The organism is Allobosea sp. P1_B10, from assembly GCF_056406735.1.
Window position 1 is genome coordinate 107,857 of the sequence record NZ_JBFTZP010000008.1, and the last position, 25,617, is coordinate 133,473.

The following is a 25,617-nucleotide window of genomic DNA, read 5'->3' on the forward strand; positions in this document are numbered from 1 at the left end:
TGCGGCGTCCCGCAACCGCGATGGCGCCCTGCCGCCACCTTTCGCATTGCGCCCGCAGGCACTGATGCTAGCTTGCCGGCAGGCTCCAGCCCTGCCGCTTCGCCCGCGCGACAGGTTACGGGACTGCCGGACCAGATCGACTTCAAGGAGCCCGCCTATGACCTTGCTCGCCCGCGTCGCGCTGCTGCTGGGTCTGGCGCTCGCAGCCTCCCCGGCTTTGGCCCAGAAGGCCTATGTCAGGAACGACCTCGCTGCGGATGGCCTGCGCCTCGAGGAGCGGCTCAAGCGCGAGGTATCCGTCGGCGGGCGCACCGCGGCATCCGCCCTGCGCGACGGCGAGGCGGCGATGGCGCGCGGCGATGCCCGTGGCGCCCTGCCGCTCGCGCTGGTCGCCGCGACCGCCGAGCCCGCAAACGCCGCTGGCTGGCGCCTGATGGCGCGTGCGTCCAACGCCATCGAGCCCCGCGATTACCGCGAGCGCTGGGAGCTGCGCGAGCGTGCGATCACGGCGGGATACCTTGCCTACCAGCGTTCCGCGAACCGCACCGACGAGGCCGGCTCGCTGGGCGTACTGGCGCGCACCTTCGAGAAAAACGAACTCTGGCGCCCGGCGCTGACGACCTATCGGCTGAGCCTCGACATCGTCGACAACACCTCGCTGCGCACGGCCTATGAGGCGTTGCGCAATCAGCGCGGCTTCCGGCTGATCTCCAACAAGGTCGACTCCGACGCCGCAAGCCCGCGCGCCTGCTTCGAATTCTCCGAGCCGCTGGCACGCGGCCGGGTCGATTTTGCGCCTTATGTCGCGATCTCCAACGCGAGCGCTGCGCGTGGATCCGGTGATTTCGCCGTCAGCGCCGAGGACCGTCAGATCTGCGTCGACGGCCTGCGTCATGGCGAGCGTTACGCCATCGTCATCCGCCAGGGCCTGCCCTCTGCTATCCCCGACGAGATCCTGCAGAAGGCGGCGGACTACGAGATCTATGTCCGCGACCGCACACCGTCCGTGCGCTTCACCGGCAAGAACTATGTGCTGCCGCGCACCGGCCAGCAGGGCATTCCGGTCGTCTCGGTCAATGCCGAGAAGCTTGGCCTCGAGGTCATGCGCATCGGCGACCGCAACCTGATCAACTCCGTGCATTCGGAGGATTTCCTGGGTCAGCTCGGCTCCTACCAGGCTCGCCAGATCGCCTCCGACAAGGGCCAGACCGTCTGGACGGGCACGATGGACGTGAAGTCCGAGCTCAACAAGGACGTGGTCACCGCCTTTCCGGTGATCGAGGCGGTCGGCGCGCTGCAACCCGGCGTCTATGTGATGTTCGCCAAGCCGGCGACCGGCCGGGCACCGCGCGCGCAAAGCGATGATGGCGATTATGATTCCGAGACATCGGCAACGCAGTGGTTCGTCGTCTCCGATCTCGGGCTGACCTCCTTTTCCGGCCCTGACGGCGTACATGTGCTGGTGCGCTCGCTCGCCAATGCCGCCCCCGTCGCCAATGCCGAGCTCAGGCTCGTCGCCCGCAACAACGAGGTGCTGGGCACGGTCCGCTCCGACGGCAACGGCTATGCCCGCTTCGATGCCGGCCTCGGCAAGGGCTCCGGCGGCAACTCACCCGGGCTGGTGACGGCCCTGCTCGGCGAGGATTACGGCTTCCTCGACCTCAAGCAGACCGCCTTCGATCTCTCCGACCGCGGCGTCAAGGGTCGCGTCGCGCCCAGCGGCCTCGACGCCTTTCTCTACACCGAGCGCGGGGTCTACCGTTCCGGCGAGACCGTCTACCTGACGGGCCTGCTGCGCGATGCCAAGGGCGCTGCCGTCACCGGCCTGCCGCTGACGATCGTGGTCAAGCGTCCCGACGGCGTCGAGTATCGCCGCCGGCAGGTCGAGGATCAGGGCGCGGGCGGTCGCGCTCACGCGATCCCGCTGATCTCCGGCGCCGCGACAGGCACCTGGCGGGTCCAGGCCTATGCCGACCCCAAGGGCCTGGCGATCGGCGAGGTCAGCTTCCTGGTCGAGGACTATGTCCCTGAAAAGCTCGAACTGACGCTCGCGCCCAAGGCGCCGCTGCTGCAGGCCGGCGAGCCCGCCGAGATCAACGTCAACGCCCGCTACCTCTATGGCGCGCCCGGCTCGGAGCTCGATGTCACGGGCTCGATGACGGTGCGCGCGGCCGGCCAATCGGCCATTCCCGGTTTTGCAGGCTATCAGGTCGGGTTGACCGACGAGGAGTTCCAGCCTGTCCAGAGCGATTTCGAGGAAAGCGCCAAGACCGATGCAGGAGGCAAGGTCACCGTCTCCAATCCGGTCACCCAGCCCGAGACCAACCGCCCTCTGGAGGCCGAATTCACCATCCGAGTCGGTGAGCCCGGCGGACGCGCCATCGCGCGCTCGCTGACGCTGCCGATCGTGCCCAAGGGCGCGGCCATCGGCGTTAAGCCGCTCTTCAAGGACGGCGAGATCGGCAACGGCCAGACGGCGACCTTCGAGGTCATCATGGCCAATGGCGATGGCCGCCGCCTGGCGCGGCCGGGCGTGAAATGGACGCTCTCGAAGGTCACGCGCAACTATCAGTGGTTCTTCCACGATGGGCGCTGGAACTATGAGGGCGTGAAGCAGACCCGCCGCATCTCCGATGGCGAGGTCGCGGTCAGCGCCACCGCTCCGGCCCAGATCACCTCGGCCGTGCAATGGGGGAACTACCGGCTCGACGTTGCGGCCGACGGCCCCGATTCCACCGAGACCTCGGTCTCCTTCAGCGTCGGCTACGAGGCCGACAAGACCGCCGACACCCCCGACGTGCTCGACATGGCGCTCGACAAGGCCGCCTATGGCAATGGCGAGACCATGCAGGTGCGCCTCTCGCCGCGCTTTGCCGGCAAGGCCACGCTGGCCGTGATCAGCGACAAGGTCAACGAGATCAGGACGATCGACATCGCCGCGGGCGGCGCCACCGCCAGCATCCCGGTCAAGGCCGAATGGGGCGCCAGCGCCTATCTCGTCGTGCTCGCCCATCGCCCGATGGATACCGCCGCCCAGCGCCTGCCGGGCCGCGCCATCGGCCTGTCCTGGTTTGCAATCGGCAAGGACAGCCGCACGCTGGCGCTCGATCTCGGCGCCCCGCAACTGGTGCGTCCGCTCTCGAAGCTGACGTTGCCGGTCAAGGTCACAGGCGCGAAGGCCGGCGAAGATGCCTTCGTCACGGTCGCCGCCGTCGATATCGGCATCCTCAACCTGACCCGTTTCGAAAGCCCCGACCCGAGCAGCTTCTTCTTCGGCCAGCGCCAGATCGGGCATGAACTGCGCGATCTCTACGGTTACCTGATCGACGGCATGCAGGGCACGCGCGGCGCGATCCGCAATGGCGGCGACGGCGCAGCCCCGATGCAGGGCGAGAAGCCGACGCAGGAACCGCTCGCGCGCTATTCCGGCGTGGTCAAGGTCGGCGCTGATGGCACCGCCAGGGTCGAGTTCGACCTGCCCGCCTTCAACGGCTCGGTCCGCGTCATGGGCGTGGCGTGGTCTGCGAGTGCGACGGGGCAGGCCAGCGCCGACGTCATCATCCGCGACCAGATCGTGGCTCAGGCGACGCTGCCGCGCTTCCTGGCCATTGGCGACCAGTCGCGCTTCCATCTCGCCATCGACAATGTCGAGGGCCCGGCCGGCTCCTATGTCGTCGATCTCGACGTGCGCGGCCCCGTGCTCGTCGCAGCCGATGCGACCCGTCGCACGATCCAGCTGGCAGCAGGCGCCAAGAGCCAGATGACGATACCGGTCACGGCGGCAGGCCTCGGTCGCGCCGAGTTCGATGTCCGGATCACCGGCCCCGGCGGCATCGGCACGGTCCAGAACCTCGCCGTGCGCGTGCAACCCTCCGCCAACACGATCGCGCGCCGCATCGTGCGGCCGATCCCCGGCAATGGTGGCTCGATCACCGTCTCGGCCGATCTCCTGGCCGATCTCGTGCCGAACTCCGGCCAGGTCTCGGTTTCGGTCTCGCCGCTGGCCTCGCTCGATGTGCCTGGCCTGCTCAAGGCGCTCGACCGCTACCCCTATGGCTGCACCGAGCAGACGGTGAGCCGCGCGCTGCCGCTGCTCTCGGTCAACAAGCTCGCCTCGATGGAAAACCTTGCACTCGACGCCAATGCCGACGAGCGCGTCAACGGCGCCATCGAGCGCGTGCTCGCCCGCCAGGGCGGCAATGGCTCCTTCGGGCTCTGGAGCGTCGGCGGCGAGGATCTCTGGCTGGACGCCTTTGTGGCGGACTTCCTGACCCGTGCCCGCGAGCGCCAGTTCGCGGTGCCGCAGATCGCCTTCAACCTGGCCTTGGACCGCCTGCGCAACCAGGTCGTCAACACCAGCGAGATCAACAAGGAGGAGGCCTCGGGCATCGCGTACGCACTCTATGTGCTCGCCCGCAACGGCCGGCCCGTGATGGGCGATCTGCGCTATCTCGCCGACAACAAGCTGACGGATTTCGCAGCACCGCTGGCGCGTGGGCAGATCGGCGCGGCGCTCTCGCTGCTGGGCGATCGCGGCCGTGGCCGTGCCGCCTTCTCGAGCGCTCTGGCGAGCCTGCAGGAGACCCGCGACGACGGGTTGTCTCGGCCCGATTACGGCACACGCCTGCGCGACGGCGCCGGCGTGCTCGCGCTGATCGCCGAGGCCAATGGCGAGCGAGCCGACATCACGCGCGCCGCTGCGATCGTCGATTCCGCCCGCAATACGTCGCGCTACACCTCGACGCAGGAGCAGATGTGGATGGTCGTGGCCGCCCAGGCGCTGGCGAAAGATGCCGAGGGCATGTCGCTCGTCGTCGACGGCGCCGAACGCAAGGGCCCGCTGTACCGGACGATCTCCGCCGAGGCGCTCGAAGCGCAGCCGCTGACCGTCGCCAATCCAGGCGCAGCAACCGCGCAGGCGGTGATCACCGTGGCCGGCATCCCGACCACGCCGGAGCCCGCGCTCAACCAGGGCTTTGGCCTTGAGCGGGTGATCTACACGATGAAGGGCGAGCGGGCCGATCCGGCGCGCCTGCGCCAGAACGAGCGCTATGTCGTGGCCCTGACCGTCAGCGACCCCGGCAGCCGCTATGGCCGCCTGCTTCTGGTCGATCCCGTTCCGGCGGGGCTCGAGATCGAGAACGCCAACCTGACCGAAGGCGCCTCGGTCGCCGGCCTCGACTGGCTCAAGCAGGAGGTTTACCCGGTCCACACGGAGTCCCGCGACGATCGCTATGTCGCGGCCTTCGAGCGCACCGGCGGCAGCACGCAGAAGCCCGTCTTCACCGTGGCCTATATCGCGCGCGCGGTCTCGCCCGGGCGCTATGTCTCGCCTGCGGCCGTGATCGAGGACATGTACCGCCCCGACCGCTTCGGACGCACAGGCTTCGGCACGGTCGATATCGCGTCGGCCAGGTAGACGGTCGTGAGCGGTCACAGGCCCTCACCCGTCATTGCGAGCGCAGCCAAGCCATCCAGGGGCGGCCGCGCGGCACGCTGGATTGCTTCGTCGCTAGTGCTCCTCGCAACGACGGGCGGCGCAGCGCTTGCCTACTACGCCATCACCATGCCGCCACTCGACCTCGCCGCAGCCGCAGACCGCTCCACCGTGGTGCTCGATCGCGAGGGCAAGCTGCTGCGGCCCTTCCTGACCCGGGACGGTCGCTGGAAGCTGCCGGTGACATCGGACGATGTCGATCCGCGCTATCTCGCCATGCTGAAGGCCTTTGAGGACAAGCGCTTCGACAGCCATCGGGGCGTCGACCCGCTGGGCCTCGCACGCGCAGCCGCCCAGATGCTGGCAAGCGGTCGTGTCGTTTCGGGCGGCTCGACGCTGACCATGCAGGTCGCGCGCCTGCTCGAACCGCGCGAGGACCGCAGCCTGGCGGCAAAGCTGCGCCAGATGATCCGCGCCATCGAGCTCGAACGGCGCTTCGACAAGAGGCGCATCCTCGACCTCTACCTGACGCTGGCGCCCTTCGGCGGCAATCTGGAGGGTGTGCGCGCCGCGAGCTTTGCCTATTTCGGCAAGGAACCCAAGCGCCTCTCCACCGCCGAGGCGGCGCTGCTGGTCGCCCTGCCGCAATCGCCCGAGACACGCCGGCCGGACCGTTTTGAGGCGGCTGCGATCAAGGGGCGCGAGCGCGTGCTGGCGCGCGCCGAGGCTATGGGGCTGGCCACAGCGTCAGAGGTCGAGGCCGCCCGGGCCGAGCCGGTGCCGACCTCGCGAAAACTTTTCCCCAATCTCAGCCCCCATGTCGCCGAGCAGGTCGTGGCCGAGGCTCCGGGCGAGCCCGTCCAGCGCCTCAGCATCGATGCGCGCCTGCAGGCGAACCTCGAGGGGTTGGCCCGCGAACGCAGCCTCGGGCTGGCCACCCAGGTCTCGATCGCCATTCTCGCCGTCGACAACGAGACTGGCGAAATCCGCGCCTCGGTCGGCGGCGTCGACTACTTTGCCGCAGAGCGGGCCGGCAGCCTCGACCTGACGCGGGCGCTGCGCTCGCCGGGGTCGGCGCTGAAGCCCTTCATCTACGCGCTCGCCTTCGACAACGGCATCGCCCATCCCGAGACCATGCTGGAGGACCGCCCGGCCCGCTACGGCGTCTATGTCCCGGAAAACTTCGACATGACGTTCCAGGGCATGGTCAGCGCGCGCAAGGCGCTGCAGCTTTCGCTGAACGTGCCGGCGGTGGAACTGCTGGCGGCCTTGGGTCCGCAGCGCTTCCTGTCGCGGCTGCGTGACAGCGGCGTCGGCATCGCCATGCCCAAGGAGGGCGGCGCACCAGGCCTGGCGGTCGGGCTCGGCGGGCTCGGCATCACCTTGCAGGACCTGACGCGGCTCTATGTCGCCCTGGCGCGCGGTGGCGAGGTGCTGCCCCTGCGGGTCCGCAACAGCCAATGTATTCTCGCCGTCATCCCGGGCGACCGTAGGGAGACCCGGGATCCATGCCGGAACGGTTCAGGAATGGATCCCGGGTCTGCGCTTCGCTTCGCCCTGGAGGAGGACGCAGAACTCTACAAAGTTGCCGGCAGCACTCGCCTCGTCGATCCCGTCGCCGCCTGGTATGTCGCCGACACGCTGCTCGGGGCGCCGGCCCCGCTGAACGCCCTGCCCGGCCGCATCGCCTACAAGACCGGCACGTCCTACGGCTATCGCGATGCCTGGGCCGTCGGCTTCGACCGCAAGCACACCATAGGCGTCTGGGTGGGCCGTGCGGATAACGGGGCGACGCCCGGGCTTGTCGGGCGCCTCGTCGCGGCCCCGATCCTGTTCGACGCGTTTGCACGGCTGGGCATCGATCCGCATCCCTTCGTCCAGCCGCCGGACGCCATCGTCGCCAGTTCCGGACATCTTCCGCCGCCCTTGCGCCATCTGCGCCAGGACGTCCCCAAGACGGTGCTGGCGATGACGACGCCGACTCTCAAGCTCGCCTTTCCCCCTGAGGGCGCCAGGATCGACCTCGCGACATCGGCCAGCGATGGCACCGGGCAGCTCAACCTGAAGGTCGCAGGGGGCGCGCCGCCCTATACCTGGCTGGTCGACGGCACACCGGTGCTAGCGCCGACGCGGCGCCGCGAGGCCGCCTGGCAGCCTTTGGGCAAGGGATTCATGCGGATCTCGGTGATCGACGGCACCGGCGCCAGCGAGAGTGTCTCGGTGCGGCTGCAGTAGAGCGCGCGAAACAGAAATCATCACGCTCTCAGAGCGAATGAACCGGAGCGCCTGTCCATGTCATCACGGTCGGGGCTCGCCCCGCCCGGCCATGCTGTCCCACGCCAGGCGCTACGATGAAGCTTTGCATGCCCGCCACCGGGGCGAGCATGCCTGATCGTGCGGCGAGAGCGCCCTACTCCGCCGGCTGCGGATGGCCTGCGTGGTCAGGCGCGGCCTCGGCATGGCCGCTGCGCGATGCATGCGTCTTGCTGGCCAGGTAGGAATAGGCCACCGGCACCACATAGAGCGTCAGCAGCGTGCCGAAGCTCATGCCGCCGACGATTACCCAGCCGATCTGCGAGCGGCTTTCGGCACCGGCCCCCGATGCGAGCGCCAGCGGCACCGCGCCGAGCACCATGGCGCCCGTCGTCATCAGGATCGGCCGCAGGCGCAGTTCCGCCGCCTCGACCAGCGCGTCCAGCATGTCCTTGCCCTCTTCACGAAGCTGGTTCGTGAATTCCAGGATCAGGATGCCGTGCTTGGTGATGAGCCCGACGAGCGTGATCAGGCCGATCTGGCTGTACACGTTCATCGTGCCGCCTGTGTAGTACAGGGCAGCCAGCGCTCCGGTCAGCGAGAGCGGCACCGAAACCATGATCACGACAGGGTCGATGAAGCTTTCGAACTGCGCCGCCAGCACGAGATAGATGAAGCCCAGCGCGAGCAGGAACACGATCATGATGCTCGAGCCCGACTGCTTGAACTCGCGGCTCTGGCCGGAATAGTCGATCTGCACCGAGGACGGCAGCACCTTTTCCGCTGCCTGCTCCAGCACCTTCAGCGCGTCGCCGAGCGAGTAGCCCGGGGCCGGGATTGCCGTGATCGTGGCCGAGCGCAGCTGGTTGAAGCGGATCAGCTCCTTGGGCGCCACGTTCTCCTCGACCGTGACGAGGCTGGACAACTGCACGACTTCGCCGTTGCGGCCCATCAGGTAGATGGATTGCAGCGCGCTGGGCGTGCTCCTGTCCTTGCCGGCGACCTGAAGCACGACGTCATACTGCTCGCCGTTCATGTTGAAGCGGGTGACCTGCCGGCCGCCGAGCAGCGTTTCCATCGTGCGGCCGATGACATCTACGCCGACCCCGAGATCGGCCGCGCGCTGGCGGTCGATCGAGACCCTGATCTGCGGCTTGTCCAGGATCAGGTTGGAGTCGAGATTGTTCAGGACCGGCGAGTTCGAGGCCTCGGCAATGACCTGGTCGACATAGGTCTTGATCTGCGTATAGGGCTCCGACGAGCGGATAACGAACTCGACGGGCTTGTTGTTGTTGCCGCCCGTACTGCCCAGGGATGGCGGATTGGTGGCGAACAGGCGGATGCCCGGGATCTGGGCAAGCTCCTTGTTGATCTCGGCCACGAGGTCCTGCTGCTTGCGCTGGCGCTGCTCCCACGGCTTGAGCCTGGCGAAAGCGGTCGCGCGCGTGACATCGGGGAAGCCGACGATCACGAGATAGGTTTCGACCTCCTGGATATTCTTGAAGTAGTCCTCCACGCGCCGCGCATAATCGGCGGTGAAGCTCATTGTCGAACCTTCCGGCGCCACGCCGTTCGCACTGATCGTGCCGCGGTCCTCGACCGGAGCGAGTTCGGCGCGCAGGTTCTTGAAGTAATAATAGCTGCCGCCGGCGACGCAGATCGCCAGAAGCACGATCACCGGCCGGACCGCCAGCGCGCCTCGCAGCGAACGCTTGTAACCGTTCGACATGGCCTGGAAGCCGCGCTCCAGCACATTGTAGAGCCAGCTGTGCGAATCGTGATGACGCAGGAGTTTCGCGCACATCATCGGCGTCAGGGTCAGGGCGACGAAGCCCGAGACGAGCACCGCGCCTGCCAGCGTCAACGCGAACTCGATGAAGAGCTTGCCGGTGCGCCCGGTCGAGAACGCCATCGGCGCATAGACCGCGACCAGCGTCAGCGTCATCGCGATGACCGCGAAGGCGATCTCGTTGATACCGCGGATAGCCGCCTTGTTGGGCTCCATCCCGTCTTCGATATGACGGTGCACGTTTTCGAGCACGACGATCGCATCGTCGACGACGAGCCCGATCGCGAGCACCATCGAGAGCAGTGTCAGCGTGTTGACGGTAAAGCCCAGCGCATACATCAGCGCAAACGAGCCGATCAGCGACACCGGGATGGTGACGAGCGGGATCAGCGTCGCGCGCAGCGAGCGCAGGAAGATGAAGATGATCAGCACGACGAGCGCGACCGCCTCGACGATCGTGCTGTAGACCGCCTTGATCGAGCGATCGATGAAGATCGAGGTGTCGTAGGAGGTCGCGATCGACATGCCGTCAGGCAGGTCCTCGGTGATGCTCGGCAGCGCCGCGACGATGCCCGCCGAAACGTCGAGCGGATTGGCCGTGGCCTGCTTGACGATGCCGATGGTGACCGAGGGCGTGCCCTTGAACCAGGCTGCGTTGCGCTCCTCGCGAGCACCGAGCTCGACCTTGGCGAGATCGCGCAGGCGCACCTGGAAGCCGGCGACGTCCTTGACGACGATCCGCTCGAACTGCTCGGGCGTGGTCAGGCTGGTCTGCGAGAGCACCGTGAATTCGCGATCGCTGCTCTCGATGCGGCCCGACGGGATCTCGACGTTCTGTGCCGAAAGCGCGGATTCGATCTGCTGGACCGTGACATTATACGCAGCCATACGGGCCCGATCGAGCCAGATGCGCATGGCGTATTGGCGCTGGCCGAGAATCCGGACCTCGGCCACGCCGGTGACGTTCTGGACACGGTCGGCGATGAAGCGGTCGGCGAAGTCCGTCAGCTCGAGCGGGCTGTGCCGCGAACTCGTCAGCGACAGGTACATCACCGGCTGCGCATCGGCCTCGACCTTGGCGATGATCGGCTCGTCGATCTCGGTCGGCATGCGGCCACGCACGCGGCTGACGCGGTCGCGCACATCGGAGGCGGCGACGTCGGGATTGACGCTCGGCCGGAAGCGCACGGAGATGAAGCTGCGCTCCTGGCGGCTGGTCGAGGAGATGATCTCGATGCCTTCGATGCCGGCGATCGAGTTTTCCAGGATCTGCGTGACCTGGGTCTCGATGATCTCGGCGCTGGCGCCACGATAGTCGGTGCGGACCGAGACGATCGGCTCGTCGATATTGGGGTATTCGCGCACCGTCAGCCGGTCATAGGAGACGATGCCGATGAGCATGACGAGCAGGCTGAGCACCGTCGAGAGGACGGGCCGCCGGACGAAGAGTTCGAACAGGCTCATTGCAGCGTGACCGGCAGCGCGCTGGTCTGGACCGCGGCGCGCTTGTTCTTGATCGCGATCGCGGAACCGTCGCGCAGCCGCATCTGGCCGCCCGTGATGATCTGCATGTCGGCCGTCAGGCCCTTGGCGATCTCGACCTTGCCGGGAAGGCGCTTGCCGAGCTCGACCCGGACGCGCTTGGCCTTACCGTCCTCGACGACATAGACGATCTTGCCGTCGCCATCGGGCACGATCGCCATTTCGGGAACCACCAGCGCGCCCTCGCGCTGGGCCACGGTGATGGCGATGCGCGAGAACAGGCCGGGCTTCAAGGTCAGGTCGGCGTTGGGGATCATGGCGCGCAGCTTGATCGCGCGACCATTGATGTCGACGACGGGATCGATCGCGAAGATCTTGCCGGCGAAGCTGCCGTTGGGCACGGCGTCGACCTTGAGCTGGATGGTCTGGCCGACCTTGACGCTGCTCAGGAACATCTCGGGGACGCGGAAATCGACCTTGATCGGGTCGACGCTGGTCAGTGTGATGAGGGGCTTGCCGACGGAGACATAGTCGCCGAAGCCGACCGCGCGAAGGCCGACGACGCCGGTGAACGGCGCCAGGATGGTCGACTGCGCCAGCTTGGCTTTGCTCAGCTGCACGCGCGCCTCGTTGGAGGCGAGCTTGGCGGCGGATTCCTCCATCGCGACCTGGGTGCCAGCGCCGCGCGACACGAGCGAGCGCTGCCGTTCATGCGTGTCGCGGGCCAGCGTCAGGTCGGCTTGCGCCTGCTTCAGCTCGGCTTCGAGAATTGCGGTGTCCAGCTTGACCAGTTCCTGGCCCTTGTTGACCTTCTCGCCTTCCTTGAAGCCGAGGAAGACGACGCGGCCGGCAATCTCGGGCGCGATCACGACGGACTCGTCTGCCGCCAGGGTGCCGAGAGCCTCGACCTCCTCGTTGACGGTCATGGTCTCGATCTTGCCGACCTCGACGGGAACACCCATCGCCTGCGGGTTCGTAGCCGCCCGCGCCTGCGTCGTTTCGGCGCCCGGTTTGAAGTTGCGGTAGCCATAGTAGCCGCCACCGGCCACGCCGGCGAGCAGGACGAGAAGTAGGAACCGCTTCATTAGACTGGACGCTCCGAAACCGCGTGCGTATTTTAGACTGGACGGTCTAGTTTGATAAGGCCCGACTTTAGCGGAAACGTGACTTATGGTGTCTTCATACCACCATTCCGAGCCGAGTGCCGCAGATGCATCTCGCATGCCAGCGGAAAAGTCACGTCCGGACAAGCATGACGCGATTACCAGGGCCGCCTCGGAGATGTTCCTCGCGGAGGGCTTCGACCGGGCCAGCCTCGACCAGATCGCGCAGCGTGCCGGGGTTTCCAAGCAGACGATCTACAGCCACTTCACCGACAAGGAATCCCTGTTCCGCGCAATTTGTGCCGAATTGACAGATAAGCTGACGATCTCGCTGCGCAAGCCGACCCGAAAAGAGGCGGAATCGGATCTCGAAACCCTCCTCGTCCGGCTCGGCGAGGAGACCATGGAGATGATGCTGAACCCGGCGTCTCTCGACCTCCATCGCCTGGTTCTGAGCGCCGCTGCGCGCTTTCCCGACATAGGCCGCGCTGCCTATGAAGCGGGCGCGAAGCGCATGATCGATGACCTGTCGGCGGTGTTGATGCAGCGTTCACATCTGCGTGACGAGCCCAACGCCACTCTGCAGGAGGCCGACGCCAAGCGGATGGTCGAGCAGTTCATGGGCATGCTGCGCGGTTTTCATCAGATCCGGGGCCTGCTCGGCGTCCCCCCCGTCTCCGCCGCCGAGCGGAAGGCCTATATCCGCTCCTGCGTGACGACGCTCCTGCGCGGATCGGCACTCGCCTGAAAAAGCTGCAGGCGGTCGCGGGACGCGGCTTCGCCCCTGCACCGCATTCACCGTCGCGGCGCCACCACCGTCACCCGCCTGTCATCTCGCAGGACTAGCTGATCCCCCGTTCAAGAGCGCGACCTCGGGCGGCCCAAAGCCGGTCCCGAACGATGTCGCGCTCGGCTCATGAGCGGGATCACACGATGATGCGCATCGAAGGCCTGACCAAGCGCTTCAACGGCAAAGCCGCCGTCGACAACGTGACCCTGTCGCTGCCGCGCGGCGAGATGATCGGCGTGATCGGCCGCTCCGGCGCCGGCAAATCCACCCTGCTTCGCATGCTCAACCGCCTGGCCGAGCCGAGCGAGGGGCGCATCCTCTCGGAGGATCGCGACGTCACCAGGCTCAAGGGCGCCTCCCTGCGCGCCTGGCGCCGCGACACCGCGATGATCTTCCAGCAGTTCAACCTGGTCGGGCGCCTCGACGTGCTGACCAACGTCCTGCTCGGCCGGCTGAACCATCGCTCGCTGCCGCTGACGCTGGTGAAGAGCTTTTCCCAGGACGACAAGATCCGCGCCATCGCCGCGCTCGAGCGGCTCGACATGGGCCATCTCCTGGCGCAGCGCGCCGAGACCCTGTCGGGCGGCCAGCAGCAGCGCGTAGCGATCGCCCGTGCCCTGGTGCAGGAGCCCAAGATCATCCTCGCCGACGAGCCGATCGCCTCGCTCGATCCCCGCAACACGCAGGTCGTCATGGATGCGCTGTTCCGCATCAATCGCGAGGACGGCATCACCGTCGTCTGCAACCTGCATCACCTCGATATCGCGTCGAAATACTGCGACCGCCTGATCGGCATGGCCGCTGGCAGGATCGTCTTCGACGGCCCGCCCCATGCACTCACCCAGGACATCGCGGCCGAACTCTACGGCATCGAGGCCAAGGACGCCGGCGCCGAGGCGCTCGATGCGCTCGACGCCATTGCCGCCTCCGAGGCCCGGCGCGCCAAGCAGAACGTCGCCTGAGCGGCCCCGAGCCGCTCCGGAAGCCTTTCCAGACGTGAAGAACACCAACCCGACAGCCAACAGGAACATCACCATGCTGACCCGTCGTCACACCCTTGCGCTCGCCGCCGCCGGCGTTGCCGGCGTGCTCGCCGCCCCCGCTTTCGCCCAGGACTGGAAGGCCAAGTATCCCGAGTTGATCTTCGCCATCATCCCGTCGGAAAACGCCTCGGGCGTCGTCGAGCGCTACACCCCTTTCGTGAACTATCTCGCGAAGGAGCTCGGCACCAAGGTCACGCTGCGCATCGCCAATGACTATGCGGCGATCATCGAGGGCCAGCGCGCCGGCAACATCCATATCGCCTCCTACGGGCCCTCCTCCTTCGCCCGTGCCCGCATGACCGGCGCCAAGGTCGACGCCTTCGCCATCGAGACCAATCTCGACGGCACCAAGGGCTACCACTCGGTGTTCTATGTGAAGAAGGACTCGCCCTATCAGAAGGTCGAGGACCTCAAGGGCAAGAATCTCGGCCTCGTCGACCCCAACTCGACTTCCGGCAACAATGTGCCGCGCTTCGCGCTCGACGGCATGAAGATCGATCCCGAGACCTATTTCGGCAAGGTCGTCTACACCGGCAGCCATGAGAACGCGGTGATCGCGCTCGGCCAGGGCACCGTCGACGTCGCTGCCAACTGGTGGAACGACGAGCAGGAATCCAATCTGCTGCGCATGGACCGCAAGAAGATGGTCAAGGCCGACGATTTCCGGATCATCTACAAGTCCGAGCTGATCGTGAACTCGCCGATGGCGTACCTCACCGAGCTCCCGGAATCCCTCAAGGCCTCGATCCGCGACGCTGTCCTGAACCTCAACACGAAAGACAAGGTCGCCTTCGACAAGATCTATGAAGGCAAGCAGGGCCCGCTCGTCGCGACCGACAACGCGGCCTACGACCCGATCGTCGAGCTCAACAAGTTCGTCGACGCGCTGCGCAAGAAGAAGTCCTCGTAAGCGTTCGAACGTCTTTCCCGTCATGGTCGGGCTTGTCCCGACCATCCACGTCTTCCTTCGGCTGCACCCGAGGCCCGAAGACGTGGATGCTCGCCACAGGGGCGAGCATGACGGGAAGGCCGCCCGGACGACAGACTTCCCCGAAACTTGACCTGCGGCCTCCCCAAATGACCCTCGCGATCGACCGCAACGACCCCGCGATCCTCAAGCACGCCGAGAGCTACCGCCATTCGGTCTCGGCCAAGCGCCGCCAGATGCTGATCGGCTTCGTCGTGCTGGCGGCCTGCATCTGGCTCGCTGCCATCGGCTCGGAGGTCGATCCGCAGAAATTCGCCGCCAACGCCTGGCGCTTCCCGAAATACATCGTGGAGACCATGCCGACGCTGCGGCTCTCCAGCCTCGGCGCCGACCTGTCCGAATGGTTCTGGGGCATCAGGCACTGGCTCAAGCTGCTCTGGCAGACCGTGCTGATCGCCTATGCCGGCACGATCATGGGCGCGATCGGCGGCTTCCTGCTCTGCTTTGTAGCGGCCGCCAATCTCGGCAAGTCCAGCTGGGCGCGCCTCATAGCCCGCCGCTTTCTCGAATTCTCGCGCACCGTGCCCGAGATCGTCTTCGCGCTGATCTTCGTCATCGCCTTCGGGCTGGGACCCCTGCCCGGCGTGCTCGCCATCGCGCTCCACACCATGGGCGCCATGGGCAAGCTGTTCTCGGAGGTCGTGGAGAACATCGACATGAAGCCGGTCGACGGCCTGACCGCGACGGGTGCGAGCTGGTGGCAGGTGATCCGCTTCGGCGTGGTGCCGCAGGTGCTCTCCAACTTCGCCAGCTATTCGCTGCTGCGCTTCGAGATCAATGTCCGCGGCGCCTCGATCATGGGTTTCGTCGGCGCCGGCGGCATCGGCCAGGACCTGATCGAGGCGATCCGCAAATTCTACTTCACCGATGTCAGCGCCATCCTGCTGCTGATCATCCTCGCCGTGATGCTGATCGACTACGGAACAGAGCGCCTGCGCCATGCCTTGCTCACGATGGAGACGCGGCCGTGACCCTCGCCCTTTCGGACACCGCCCGGCGCGACATCCTGGGCCGGCACAAGGCCGCGATCTCGGGCTCGCGGACCTCCCGCCTGATCACCATCGCCGTGGTCGCGGGAATGGTCGGGCTCTTCCTCTACGCGTTCTCGACCTTCGAGGTGACGCTCTGGCGCATCCTGAGCGGCTTCGGCAATCTCGGTACCTTCGTGGTGCTGATGCTGCCGCCCGATCCCGGCAGCCTCGCCCGGGCCATCCTGTTCGTGAAGGCGCTGTTCGAGACCATCGCGATCGCCTTCCTCGGCACGATCCTGGCCGCGATCCTCGCCTTCCCGCTCGGCTTCCTCGCCGCCCGCAACGTCGTCGCCAACAAGGTCGTGCATTTCCTGGCCCGGCGCTCGCTCGACAGCGTGCGCGGCGTCGATGCGCTGATCTGGGCGCTGATCTGGGTGAATGTCGTGGGCCTGGGCCCCTTCGCCGGCATGCTCGCCATCATGACCAGCGATCTCGGCGCCTTCGGCAAGCTCTTCTCCGAAGCGATCGAGGCGGTTGACCGCAAGCCCGGCGAAGGCATCGCCTCTGCCGGTGGCGGCAAGCTGCAGGAGGTCCGCTTCGGGCTGATTCCGCAGGTCCTGCCGGTGCTCGCCAGCCAGGTGCTCTACTACATCGAATCCAACACGCGTTCCTCGACGATCATCGGCATCGTCGGCGCCGGCGGCATCGGCCTCTACCTCGCCGAGACCATCCGGACACTGGAATGGCAGCAGACCTCGTTCCTGATCCTGCTGGTGCTGGCGGCCGTCTCGGCGATCGACTTCCTCTCCGGCAAGCTGCGCTTCGCGATCATCGGCAAGCGAGCGGTGTGATCCTCCGCCGTCATGCTCGGGCTTGACCCGAGCATCTCTTCACGATGCATGCGGCCTCTCTGGCCTGAGTTTCTCGGCGCGTCGCTTCGCGCCGTCCGAGAATGACGCGCGCGCCAATATCCTCGCCGGCATGCCGCCGTGAGGGTTTTGAGCGTCGTCCCGAGGGGATGCGCGGGGTCGGTTGGCGTCGCAGTCGACGGCTGCGTGCCGATGTCGATGTCGAGAATGTCGAGACAGCGTCAACAGCCGCTTTCCCGACCCCGCACGCGGTTATCTTGCCGGTTCCGTCGTCGTCTTCATGTCCGGCCAGGACCGGGCCTGCCTGTTCGGCCCGGACGACGCTCGGCCCCTCCATGGCGGCAGGCCCGCAACGGCCCCATCCACGAACACCGCACTCCACCCGGCCGCACGATGCCTCGCGACAGCCCCCTTGGTCGGGTGGAGCAAGGCGAGAATAGTCACGGCTTCGGCGGGCGGGGATAAGTCGGTGTCACGCGTCATGCTCGGGCTTGTCCCGAGCATCTCCTGCCGGAGATTCTCGGGTCGCCGCTGCGCTACGTCCGAAAATGACGAAAAACCTTCACTCCCCGAACGGCTCGACGACCATCTCCATGCGATCCCCGGCGAAGACGCTGGTGACGAGGTGGATCGGCGTCAGGTCCGGCAGCGCGTCGATGGCAGCCGAGACCATCACGGCTGCGCCCGGCGCGATCCGCAACAGCCCCGCCTCGCGCTCGCTGGCCAGCCGGGCGCTGAGACGCGTGGAGAGCCTGATATAATCGGCCACGCCACAGGCCTTGAGCGCAGCCGTCATAGAACCTCCGGCTTCGCGAAAGGCCTCGCCGAAATCGGGAAAGCGCTGAGCCGAGAGCCAGTGCCGCCCGGTTCCCATCGGCGTGCCATCGGCGCGGCTCAGGCCGTCGAGTTGCCAGAGCGCAGCCCCACGCTCGACCTGCAGCAGCGCGCAGGTCTCCGCATCGCCGACGACCCTGTCGGTGGCGAGCACCTCGCTCGAGCCGGTGAGCCCGAGCCTGCCGAAATTGGCGCGCATGCTGACGCGCCGCCCCAGCGGATAGGGCACGCGTCGCGCGCTGACCTGCGTGCCGCGCCCGCGCGCCACGGTCACCAGCCCCTGTTCCGCAAGATGCCGAAACGCCTGCCGCACGGTGTGACGGTGCACGCCATAGCGCTCCGCCAGCGCGACCGACGCCGGCAGCGTGTCGCCGGGCAGGTACTCGCCCTTTTCGATCGCCGCGGACAACTCGTCGGCAATGCGCCGCCAGGCCGTCCCGGCGTCACGGACCGCCACGTCGATCGTCTGGCCCGTCATCAAAGCGTCACCCAAAATGTATAGACCTTTCCTGGCAGCGAGCCTATCATAGTCTAGACATTAGCAAGCGACCAGACGGTACATGACGATGGCAGATAAAACCGCACGGCAACACTGGATGGCGATCTTGGCCCGCGCCTCGCGCGCCGAGATCGAGGCGCTCGCCGGCTCCGAGCTTCCGGGCCATGAGGTGCTGAAGGCGCCCGAGACCGGCACCGTGATGGTCGAGGGGCGGGCCGGCGGCGCAGGTCGGCGCTTCAACCTCGGCGAGGCCACGGTGACGCGCTGCGTCGTCAGGCTCGCCGATGGCGCCATGGGTTTTTCCTATGCGCTGGGCCGCGATAGCCGCAAGGCACGCCTGGCCGCGATCCTCGATGGCAGGCTGCAGCACGAGCCACAGGACGGGGCGCTCGCCAACGGCATCGCGGCGCTGGCGGCAAAGCAGGCCGCGTCCCGTGACCTGGCCTCGCGCAAGGCGGCCGCCACCAAGGTCGATTTCTTCACTCTCGTGCGAGGCGCGTGATGCCGACGAACACCCTCATCGGAGCCGGCTTTTCGAGCCCGGTCTTTCAGTCGCAGGCCGCCTTCCGCGCACTGCTATCTGCTCTGTCCGAACCCGGCACGGTGCAGCATGTGTCGAACGAGATCGAAGCACCGGCTGGACTTTACCTGGCGACCGCGACCGCGTTGCTGACGCTGGCCGATTACGAGACGCCGATCTTCCTGCCGCCAGCCCTGCGTGACGGCCCCGCCGGCGCCTGGCTGCGTTTTCATTGCGGCTCAGGCCTCGTCGACGCCCCCGGCGAGGCGGTGTTTGCCGTGATCGACGGCGCCGGATCCGCGCCGCCGCTCACCGCCTTCAACCCCGGCCACGACCAATTCCCCGACCGGTCCGGCACTGTTTTCGTGCAATGCGACAGCCTCGATGGCGGCCCCGCCGTCAGCCTGACCGGCCCCGGCATTCCCGGCGCGCGCAGGGTCGCGCCGCTGGGCCTGCGTCAAAACTTCTGGGCCGAATTCGCCGCCAATGCCGAACTCTATCCGCTCGGCGTCGATCTCGTGCTGTGCCACGGCGCGCAGATGGTCGGCCTGCCGCGCACCACCCACGTCGAGGAAATCCGCTGATGCCCCGCCGGGAGCTTTACTGATGTATGTCGCGGTCAAAGGCGGCGAGGCCGCAATCCTCGCCACGCATGATCTGGTCGCCGAAGCCCGACGCGGCGACGACGCCGTGCCGGAACTCGCCGTTGCGCAGATCCGCGAGCAGTTGGGCCTCGCCTGCGCCCGGGTGATGAACGAGGGCTCGCTCTATGATCTCGACCTCGCGGCGCTGGCGCTGAAGCAGGCGCAGGGCGATGCCATCGAGGCCGCCTTCCTGATGCGGGCCTACCGCACGACGCTGCCGCGCTTCGGCTCTTCCGAGCCGGTCGACACCGCGCGGATGGCGATCCGGCGCAGGGTCTCGGCAACCTACAAGGATCTGCCGGGTGGGCAGGTGCTCGGCCCGACCTACGACTATACCCACCGGCTGTTCGACTTTGCGCTGATGGATGACGCGAACGTCATGGTCGGGCTTGACCCGACCATCTCGGGACGAGAGGCCGCCCCCAGCGCAAGCGCGGCACGAGATGCTCGGGTCAAGCCCGAGCATGACGTGAAACCCCTCGACGCATCCATGCCACGCGTGCCCGACATTCTCGGCGCGGAGGGCTTGATGGAGCCCGAGACGCCACCCGAGGGCGATCCGCGCCCCTTCGATCTCACCCGCGAACCCGTCTCCTTCCCGGCCGATCGCGATGTCCGCCTGCAATCCATGGCGCGCGGCGACGAGGGCTTTCTGCTCGGGCTCGGTTATTCCGTGCAGCGCGGTTACGGAAACAGCCACCCCTTCGTCGGCGAGATCCGCGTCGGCGAGGTCTCGGTCGAGTTCGTCCCCGAGGAGCTGGGTTTCGCCGTCGATCTCGGCGACATCACCCTGACCGAATGCCAGATGGTCAACCAATTCCAGGGTTCGAAGGACGTCGCCCCGCAATTCACGCGCGGCTACGGGCTGAGTTTTGGCCATGCCGAACGCAAGGCCATGTCGATGTCGCTGGTCGACCGGGCGCTGAAATGCCGCGAGTTCGGCGAGGCCGCGACCTACCCGGCCCAGCAGGACGAGTTCGTGCTGTATCACTCCGACAATGTCGAGGCGGCCGGCTTCGTGGAGCACCTCAAGCTGCCCCATTATGTCGATTTCCAGGGCGAGCTCGAACTGATCCGCCGCATCCGGGCCGAGCGCGAACAGCGCCTCGCCCGCGAGAACCAAGCCCTGCCCGAGCAGGATCTGCCGGAGGCCGCAGAATGACGATCCATCAGCAGACGGCCGGCGACCACGCTGCGCCGGCCTACAACTACGCCTATCTCGACGAGCAGACCAAGCGGATGATCCGCCGCGCGCTGCTCAAGGCCGTCGCCATCCCGGGCTACCAGGTGCCGTTCGGCTCCCGCGAGATGCCGCTGGCGCGCGGCTGGGGCACCGGCGGCATACAGGTCACCGCCGCGATCATCGGCCCCGACGACACGCTCAAGGTCATCGACCAGGGCGCCGACGACACCACCAACGCGGTCTCGATCCGCCGCTTCTTCGAGCGCACGGCGGACGCCCGCACCACCGAGGCGACGGACGCCGCGACGATCATCCAGACGCGCCACCGCATTCCCGAGGCACCGCTCCAGGCCGGCCAGATCATCGTCTACCAGGTCCCGCAGCCCGAACCACTGCGCAAGCTGGAGCCGCATGAGACCGAGACCCGGAAGATGCATGCCTGGGCCGAATACGGGCTGATGCAGGTCAAGCTCTACGAGAACATCGCCCGCTTCGGCGAGGTGACGACGACCTACGACTACCCGGTCATGGTCAATGGCCGCTATGTCATGGCGCCCTCGCCAATCCCGAAATTCGACAACCCCAAGATGCACATGTCGCCGGCCTTGCAGCTGTTCGGCGCCGGCCGCGAAAAGCGCATCTACGCACTGCCGCCGCATACCAGCGTGAAAAGCCTCGATTTCGAGGACCATCCCTTCCGCATCCAGAGCTGGAACGAGCCCTGCGGCCTGTGCGGCGCCGGCGACAGCTATCTCGACGAGGTCGTGATCGACGACCAGGGCGGGCGCATGTTCGTCTGCTCCGACAGCCACCATTGCGAGACACGTCGCGAGGCAGGCCATCGCGGCACGATGCTCGGCGACGCGACGGCGAGCGGGTTCGTGACCCACCCCCCGTCATTGCGAGGAGGCGAAGCCGACGAAGCAATCCAGCAAGCCGTCGAGCCCGACGCGGCCAAATTGCTTCGCTCCGCTCGCAATGACGGCAAGGAGACCGCCCAATGACTCTCCACGTCTCCCCGCCCATCGACACCGCGCTCGAACCGGCGCCCCTGCTCTCGGCCCGCAACATCGGCCGCTTCTATGGCGAGCGCATTGGCTGCACGGAGGTCTCTTTCGACCTCTGGCCCGGCGAAGTGCTCGGGATCGTCGGCGAATCCGGCTCCGGCAAATCCACGTTGCTGCGCTGCCTGGCAGGCATCGACCGCCCCGACGCAGGCGAGGTCCTGTTTCGCGGCTCGGGCGAGCCCCTCGACATCTACTCGGTCGCCGAGCAGGAGCGCCGCCGCCTGATGCGCACAGCCTGGGGCATCGTTCACCAGAACCCGCGCGACGGCCTGCGCATGGATGTCTCGGCCGGCGGCAATGTCGGCGAGCGCCTCATGGACCGCGGCGACCGGCATTACGGAAACATCCGCGAACGCGCGCTCGACTGGCTCGCCCGCGTCGAGATCGCCGAAAACCGCATCGACGACCGGCCGCGCCAGTTTTCCGGCGGCATGCAGCAGCGCCTGCAGATCGCCCGCGTGCTGGTCTCCGAGCCAAAACTCGTCTTCATGGACGAGCCGACGGGCGGCCTCGACGTCTCGGTCCAGGCGCGACTGCTCGACCTGCTGCGCGTGCTGGTGCGCGATCTCGGCCTGGCGGCGATCATCGTGACGCATGACCTCGCCGTCGCCCGCCTGCTCACCGACCGGCTGATGGTGATGAAGGACGGCCGCGTCGTCGAGCAGGGCCTGACCGACCAGGTCCTCGACGATCCCCACCACGCTTACACCCAGCTCCTCACCTCGGCGGTACTCAGTGTGTGAAGAATCCGTCATTCTCGGACGGCTCGCAAAGCCGGCCCGAGAAACTCTTGCAGGAGATGCGCGGCCCAGGGCCGAGCATGACGGCGCCCGCCGCCTCGTCACACTCCCGTCACCGCGCCCGTACAAGGCACTGATCCCATGACCACGATGATCCGCGTCGAGAACGTAGCAAAAGCCTTCACCCTGCATAACCAGGGCGGCGTCCGCTTGCCGGTGTTCGACGACGTCAATTTTTCCGTCGAAGCCGGCGAGGCCCTGGTGCTGGCCGGAGCTTCCGGCGCCGGCAAATCCAGCCTGCTGCGCATCCTCTACGGCAATTACCGCCCGACCTCCGGCACCATCGCGATCACCCATGGCGGCTTACCCGTCGACATCGTCGCGGCGGTGCCGCGCACGGTGCTCGACATCCGCCGCCGCACGCTCGGCTTCGTCTCGCAGTTCCTGCGCGTGATCCCGCGCGTCTCGGCGCTCGACATCGTCCGCGACCCGCTGCTGGCGCGCGGCGTCGCAGCCGACGAGGCCAGCGAGCGCGCCAAAGCGATGCTGGCGCGGCTCAACCTGCCGCAGCGGCTCTGGGATCTCGCGCCTGCAACCTTCTCCGGCGGCGAGCAGCAGCGCGTCAACATCGCCCGATCCTTCGTCGATCCCTCGCCGATCCTGCTGATCGACGAGCCCACCGCCTCGCTCGACGCCGGCAACCGCGACGTCGTGGTTCAGCTGATCGCCGAGGCCCGTGCTAAGGGCTCTGCCATCGTCGGGATCTTCCATGACGAAGCGGTGCGCGAGGCCGTCGCCACCCGCTATCTCGACATCACAGATTTCCGGAAGGCCGCCTGATGCAGACCGTTCTGACCAATGCCAGGCTGATTCTCGAGGACGAGATCGTCACCGGCACCATCGCCTTCGACGAGACCGGCATCGCTTCGGTCGATCAGGGCAGGTCATCCCTGCCTGGCGCCATCGATGCCGGCGGTGACTATGTCGCACCGGGCCTCGTCGAGATGCACACCGACAACATGGAAAAGCACTTCATGCCCCGGCCGAAGGTGTTCTGGCCCAACGGGCTGGCAGCAGCTTTGGTCCACGACGCGCAGATGGCGGCCGCCGGGGTCACCACCGTCTATGACGCGATCTGCGCCGGCACGCCGTTTTCGGCCAAGGACTATCGCCGCACCATCTTTGCCGACGTGATGAAGGCGCTCGCCGATGGCCGCCGCGAAAACGTCTTCCGCATCGACCACCGCATCCACATGCGCTGCGAACTGACCAGCCCCGGCTTGCGGGAGGACATCGAGCCTTACCAGGACGACGAACTCGTCCAGCTGGTTTCGCTGATGGACCACACGCCGGGCCAGAGGCAATGGCGCAATCTCGAACACCTCAAGACCTACGCGCTGGGCAACGGCAAGACCGAAGCCGAGTTCGCGGATGACGTTGCCGTTCGCCAGTCCGAAGGCGCGGCCAATGTCGGTAGCAACTGGGCGGCCGTGGTCGAGATGTTCGGCAAGCGCGGCATCCCGATCGCGACCCATGACGACACCACCCTCGACCATGTCGAGGCCGGCATCGCGTCGGGCGCCGTGATTTCCGAGTTCCCCACCACGATCGAGGCCGCCGCCTTCGCCAAGCAGCGTGGACTGGCTACCGTCGCGGGCGCGCCCAATGTCGTGCGCGGCGGCTCGCATTCCGGCGGCGTCTCGGTCTCGGAACTGGCCGAGAAGGGCCTGCTCGACGGGTTGTCCTCCGACTACGTGCCCGCAAGCCTACTCCAGGCGGTGCTGAAGCTGCATTCGAGCCATGGCATCGCCCTGCCCGCCGCGATGGGCATGGTGACCTGGAAAGTCGCCGACATCCTCGGACTCAAGGATCGGGGCCACCTCAAGCCCGGCCTTCGCTCCGACATCGTGCGCTTCAAGGCGCTGGGCGAGACGCCGGTGCTCGCCGCCGTCTGGTCGAAGGGCGAGCGCGCATTTTGACCGCTCCGCGCTACGCCCTCTACTACGCTCCCGCCGTCGAAAGCCCGCTCTGGCGCTTCGGCAGCGCCGTGCTCGGCTATGATGCGATCACCGGCGACGAATTGCCCGCTTTGGTCCCGCCGGGCTGCGACCAGGCCGGCTGGGCCGCCCTGACCGAGGAGCCCCGCCGCTACGGCTTCCACGGCACGCTGAAGGCGCCCTTCGAACTCGGCGTCGGCCGCAGCGAAGCGCAGCTGCGCGCCTTCGCCCACAACTACGCCTCCGGACTCGAACGGGTCGCGATCGAAGGCCTCGGCGTCGCGGCGCTCGGCCGCTTCGTGGCGCTGATCCCGTCGGCGGAGAGCGCCCTGCTGCAGCGCTTCGCCTTCGGCGTCGTGCAGGCGTTCGAGCCGTTTCGCGCGCCGCTGAGCGAGGCGGACATGGCGCGCCGCCTCACGAGCCCGCTGACCCCGGCGCACCGGGCCTATCTCGAGGCCTATGGCTACCCTTATGTCGGCGACGCCTTCCGCTTCCACATGACCCTGACCGGCTCGCTCCCACCCGAGCTGGTCGCGCCGGTGAAGGAGGCTTTGGCGCAGGCCTATGAGCAAGCCGTGCCCCGCCCGCGCCCGTTCACGATCGATCGTATCGCGCTGTTCAAGCAGGACACGCGGACGAGCCGCTTCCGCCTGCTGGATTCGCTCGCGCTGAGCTGATCGCCGGCGCGCCTCCACGTCATTGCGAGGAGGCGAAGCCGACGAAGCAATCCAGGAGTCGTAGCGCTCGGCCGCACCTGGATTGCTTCGCTACGCTCGCAATGACGGGCTTTCTTCAGGATCTCCGTTCCGCCAGCCCCCGCAGCAGCGCCACGAATTCCTCGGCCGCTTCCGCGACCGTCCGATCGTTCTGGATCGCGACCAGCTCGGCGCTCTGCGTCCGCAGCGGTGCCTCCCGCGCCAGCCTGGCCGCTATGTCGGCCTCGCTCTCGCGTCCGCGCGCCGCCAGCCGCCGCGCCAGGACCGCGTCGGGCGCAGTGATGTTGACCACCACGACCCGCTGCGCCAACCGCTCGGCCTGCGCGATGCTGCCGCGCGAGATGTTCGCGATCACGACCTCGCCCTGCGCAATTCCCGCAAGCTCGCGAGCGGGGATGCCGTAGCAAAGTCCGTGAGCGCGCCAGCTCAACGCCATCTCGGCACGCGCTTCGGAGGCCGCGAACTCGCCCTCGCTGCAACTGTCATGATCCTCGGCCCCCGCCATCGCGGGACGTGTGATCAGGCGGCGGGCGAAACTGACGCCGGCCTGCCCCGCAAGTGCGGCCCGGGCGGCATCCATCAGCGTGTCCTTGCCGGCTCCCGAAGGGCCGACGACCAGGACAAGCGCCCCCTGGGCGCGTTGGGCGAGAATGGGGGAAGGCATCAGGCAGGATACTCGGGTCCAGGGCGAT

At 67.2% G+C, this 25,617-nt stretch carries 19 protein-coding genes; 15 read left to right on the plus strand and 4 right to left on the minus strand.

The features are described 5' to 3' along the window. The first annotated feature begins 157 nt into the window (after positions 1 to 157). Together AC1D2L_RS17135 and pbpC are read left to right on the plus strand one after the other, a co-directional pair. Positions 158 to 5,419 (plus strand): alpha-2-macroglobulin family protein, encoded by a 5,262-nt coding sequence (locus AC1D2L_RS17135; protein WP_476847097.1) that lies wholly within the window; start codon positions 158 to 160, stop codon positions 5,417 to 5,419. Between the two features lie 96 nt (positions 5,420 to 5,515). Continuing rightward, the gene (gene pbpC / locus AC1D2L_RS17140) at positions 5,516 to 7,672 is read left to right on the plus strand and encodes a penicillin-binding protein 1C (protein WP_476847098.1); all 2,157 of its coding nucleotides are present in this window, start codon (positions 5,516 to 5,518) and stop codon (positions 7,670 to 7,672) included. 175 nt (positions 7,673 to 7,847) lie between these two features. On the opposite strand, the gene AC1D2L_RS17145 is transcribed toward pbpC, so the two are convergent. Next, entirely contained in the window at positions 7,848 to 10,943 is a 3,096-nt protein-coding gene (locus AC1D2L_RS17145) for an efflux RND transporter permease subunit (RefSeq protein WP_476847099.1), read from the minus strand. After that, positions 10,940 to 12,046, minus strand: coding sequence for an efflux RND transporter periplasmic adaptor subunit (locus AC1D2L_RS17150; RefSeq protein WP_476847100.1), 1,107 nt, complete (start codon positions 12,044 to 12,046; stop codon positions 10,940 to 10,942). Before AC1D2L_RS17150 ends, AC1D2L_RS17145 begins: the two co-directional genes overlap by 4 nt. 136 nt (positions 12,047 to 12,182) lie before the next feature. On the opposite strand from AC1D2L_RS17150, the gene AC1D2L_RS17155 reads away from it, so the two are divergent. The 5 genes from AC1D2L_RS17155 to phnE (AC1D2L_RS17175) all read left to right on the plus strand — a co-directional run bounded on the left by AC1D2L_RS17155 (position 12,183) and on the right by phnE (AC1D2L_RS17175) (position 16,707). Next, the gene (locus tag AC1D2L_RS17155; RefSeq protein ID WP_476847101.1) at positions 12,183 to 12,812 is read left to right on the plus strand and encodes a TetR/AcrR family transcriptional regulator; all 630 of its coding nucleotides are present in this window, start codon (positions 12,183 to 12,185) and stop codon (positions 12,810 to 12,812) included. Positions 12,813 to 12,997: 185 nt separating this feature from the next. Beyond that, positions 12,998 to 13,816 (plus strand): phosphonate ABC transporter ATP-binding protein, encoded by an 819-nt coding sequence (gene phnC, locus AC1D2L_RS17160; protein ID WP_476847102.1) that lies wholly within the window; start codon positions 12,998 to 13,000, stop codon positions 13,814 to 13,816. A gap of 73 nt (positions 13,817 to 13,889) precedes the next feature. Continuing rightward, positions 13,890 to 14,807 (plus strand): phosphonate ABC transporter substrate-binding protein, encoded by a 918-nt coding sequence (phnD, locus tag AC1D2L_RS17165; protein ID WP_476847329.1) that lies wholly within the window; start codon positions 13,890 to 13,892, stop codon positions 14,805 to 14,807. Between the two features lie 167 nt (positions 14,808 to 14,974). Beyond that, on the plus strand, positions 14,975 to 15,856 hold the full coding sequence (gene phnE, locus AC1D2L_RS17170; RefSeq protein WP_476847103.1) for a phosphonate ABC transporter, permease protein PhnE: 882 nt from the start codon (positions 14,975 to 14,977) through the stop codon (positions 15,854 to 15,856). Next, entirely contained in the window at positions 15,853 to 16,707 is an 855-nt protein-coding gene (gene phnE, locus AC1D2L_RS17175; RefSeq protein ID WP_476847104.1) for a phosphonate ABC transporter, permease protein PhnE, read from the plus strand. Before phnE (AC1D2L_RS17170) ends, phnE (AC1D2L_RS17175) begins: the two co-directional genes overlap by 4 nt. A gap of 580 nt (positions 16,708 to 17,287) precedes the next feature. Here the strand turns inward: phnE (AC1D2L_RS17175) and phnF are convergent. After that, positions 17,288 to 18,037, minus strand: coding sequence for a phosphonate metabolism transcriptional regulator PhnF (phnF, locus tag AC1D2L_RS17180; protein ID WP_476847105.1), 750 nt, complete (start codon positions 18,035 to 18,037; stop codon positions 17,288 to 17,290). A gap of 118 nt (positions 18,038 to 18,155) precedes the next feature. Here phnF and phnG point away from each other — a divergent pair, with 118 nt between their 5' ends. The 8 genes from phnG to AC1D2L_RS17220 all read left to right on the plus strand — a co-directional run bounded on the left by phnG (position 18,156) and on the right by AC1D2L_RS17220 (position 24,886). Beyond that, entirely contained in the window at positions 18,156 to 18,560 is a 405-nt protein-coding gene (phnG, locus tag AC1D2L_RS17185; RefSeq protein WP_476847106.1) for a phosphonate C-P lyase system protein PhnG, read from the plus strand. After that, a complete protein-coding gene (phnH, locus tag AC1D2L_RS17190; protein ID WP_476847107.1) occupies positions 18,560 to 19,162 on the plus strand; it encodes a phosphonate C-P lyase system protein PhnH in 603 nt (200 codons plus the stop codon). The genes phnG and phnH overlap by 1 nt, the downstream gene beginning before the upstream one ends. Before the next feature lie 22 nt (positions 19,163 to 19,184). Next, a complete protein-coding gene (locus AC1D2L_RS17195) occupies positions 19,185 to 20,384 on the plus strand; it encodes a carbon-phosphorus lyase complex subunit (protein WP_476847108.1) in 1,200 nt (399 codons plus the stop codon). Beyond that, positions 20,381 to 21,409, plus strand: a complete 1,029-nt coding sequence (locus AC1D2L_RS17200; RefSeq protein WP_476847109.1) for an alpha-D-ribose 1-methylphosphonate 5-phosphate C-P-lyase PhnJ — start codon at positions 20,381 to 20,383, stop codon at positions 21,407 to 21,409. The genes AC1D2L_RS17195 and AC1D2L_RS17200 overlap by 4 nt, the downstream gene beginning before the upstream one ends. Further along, entirely contained in the window at positions 21,406 to 22,215 is an 810-nt protein-coding gene (phnK, locus tag AC1D2L_RS17205) for a phosphonate C-P lyase system protein PhnK (protein ID WP_476847110.1), read from the plus strand. The genes AC1D2L_RS17200 and phnK overlap by 4 nt, the downstream gene beginning before the upstream one ends. Before the next feature lie 138 nt (positions 22,216 to 22,353). After that, positions 22,354 to 23,052 (plus strand): phosphonate C-P lyase system protein PhnL, encoded by a 699-nt coding sequence (gene phnL / locus AC1D2L_RS17210; RefSeq protein WP_476847111.1) that lies wholly within the window; start codon positions 22,354 to 22,356, stop codon positions 23,050 to 23,052. Continuing rightward, positions 23,052 to 24,191 (plus strand): alpha-D-ribose 1-methylphosphonate 5-triphosphate diphosphatase, encoded by a 1,140-nt coding sequence (locus tag AC1D2L_RS17215; RefSeq protein ID WP_476847112.1) that lies wholly within the window; start codon positions 23,052 to 23,054, stop codon positions 24,189 to 24,191. The genes phnL and AC1D2L_RS17215 overlap by 1 nt, the downstream gene beginning before the upstream one ends. After that, positions 24,188 to 24,886 (plus strand): DUF1045 domain-containing protein, encoded by a 699-nt coding sequence (locus AC1D2L_RS17220; protein ID WP_476847113.1) that lies wholly within the window; start codon positions 24,188 to 24,190, stop codon positions 24,884 to 24,886. Before AC1D2L_RS17215 ends, AC1D2L_RS17220 begins: the two co-directional genes overlap by 4 nt. A 115-nt stretch (positions 24,887 to 25,001) precedes the next feature. Here AC1D2L_RS17220 and phnN read toward each other — a convergent pair whose 3' ends face one another. Continuing rightward, a complete protein-coding gene (phnN, locus tag AC1D2L_RS17225; RefSeq protein ID WP_476847114.1) occupies positions 25,002 to 25,589 on the minus strand; it encodes a phosphonate metabolism protein/1,5-bisphosphokinase (PRPP-forming) PhnN in 588 nt (195 codons plus the stop codon). Positions 25,590 to 25,617 lie beyond the last annotated feature (28 nt).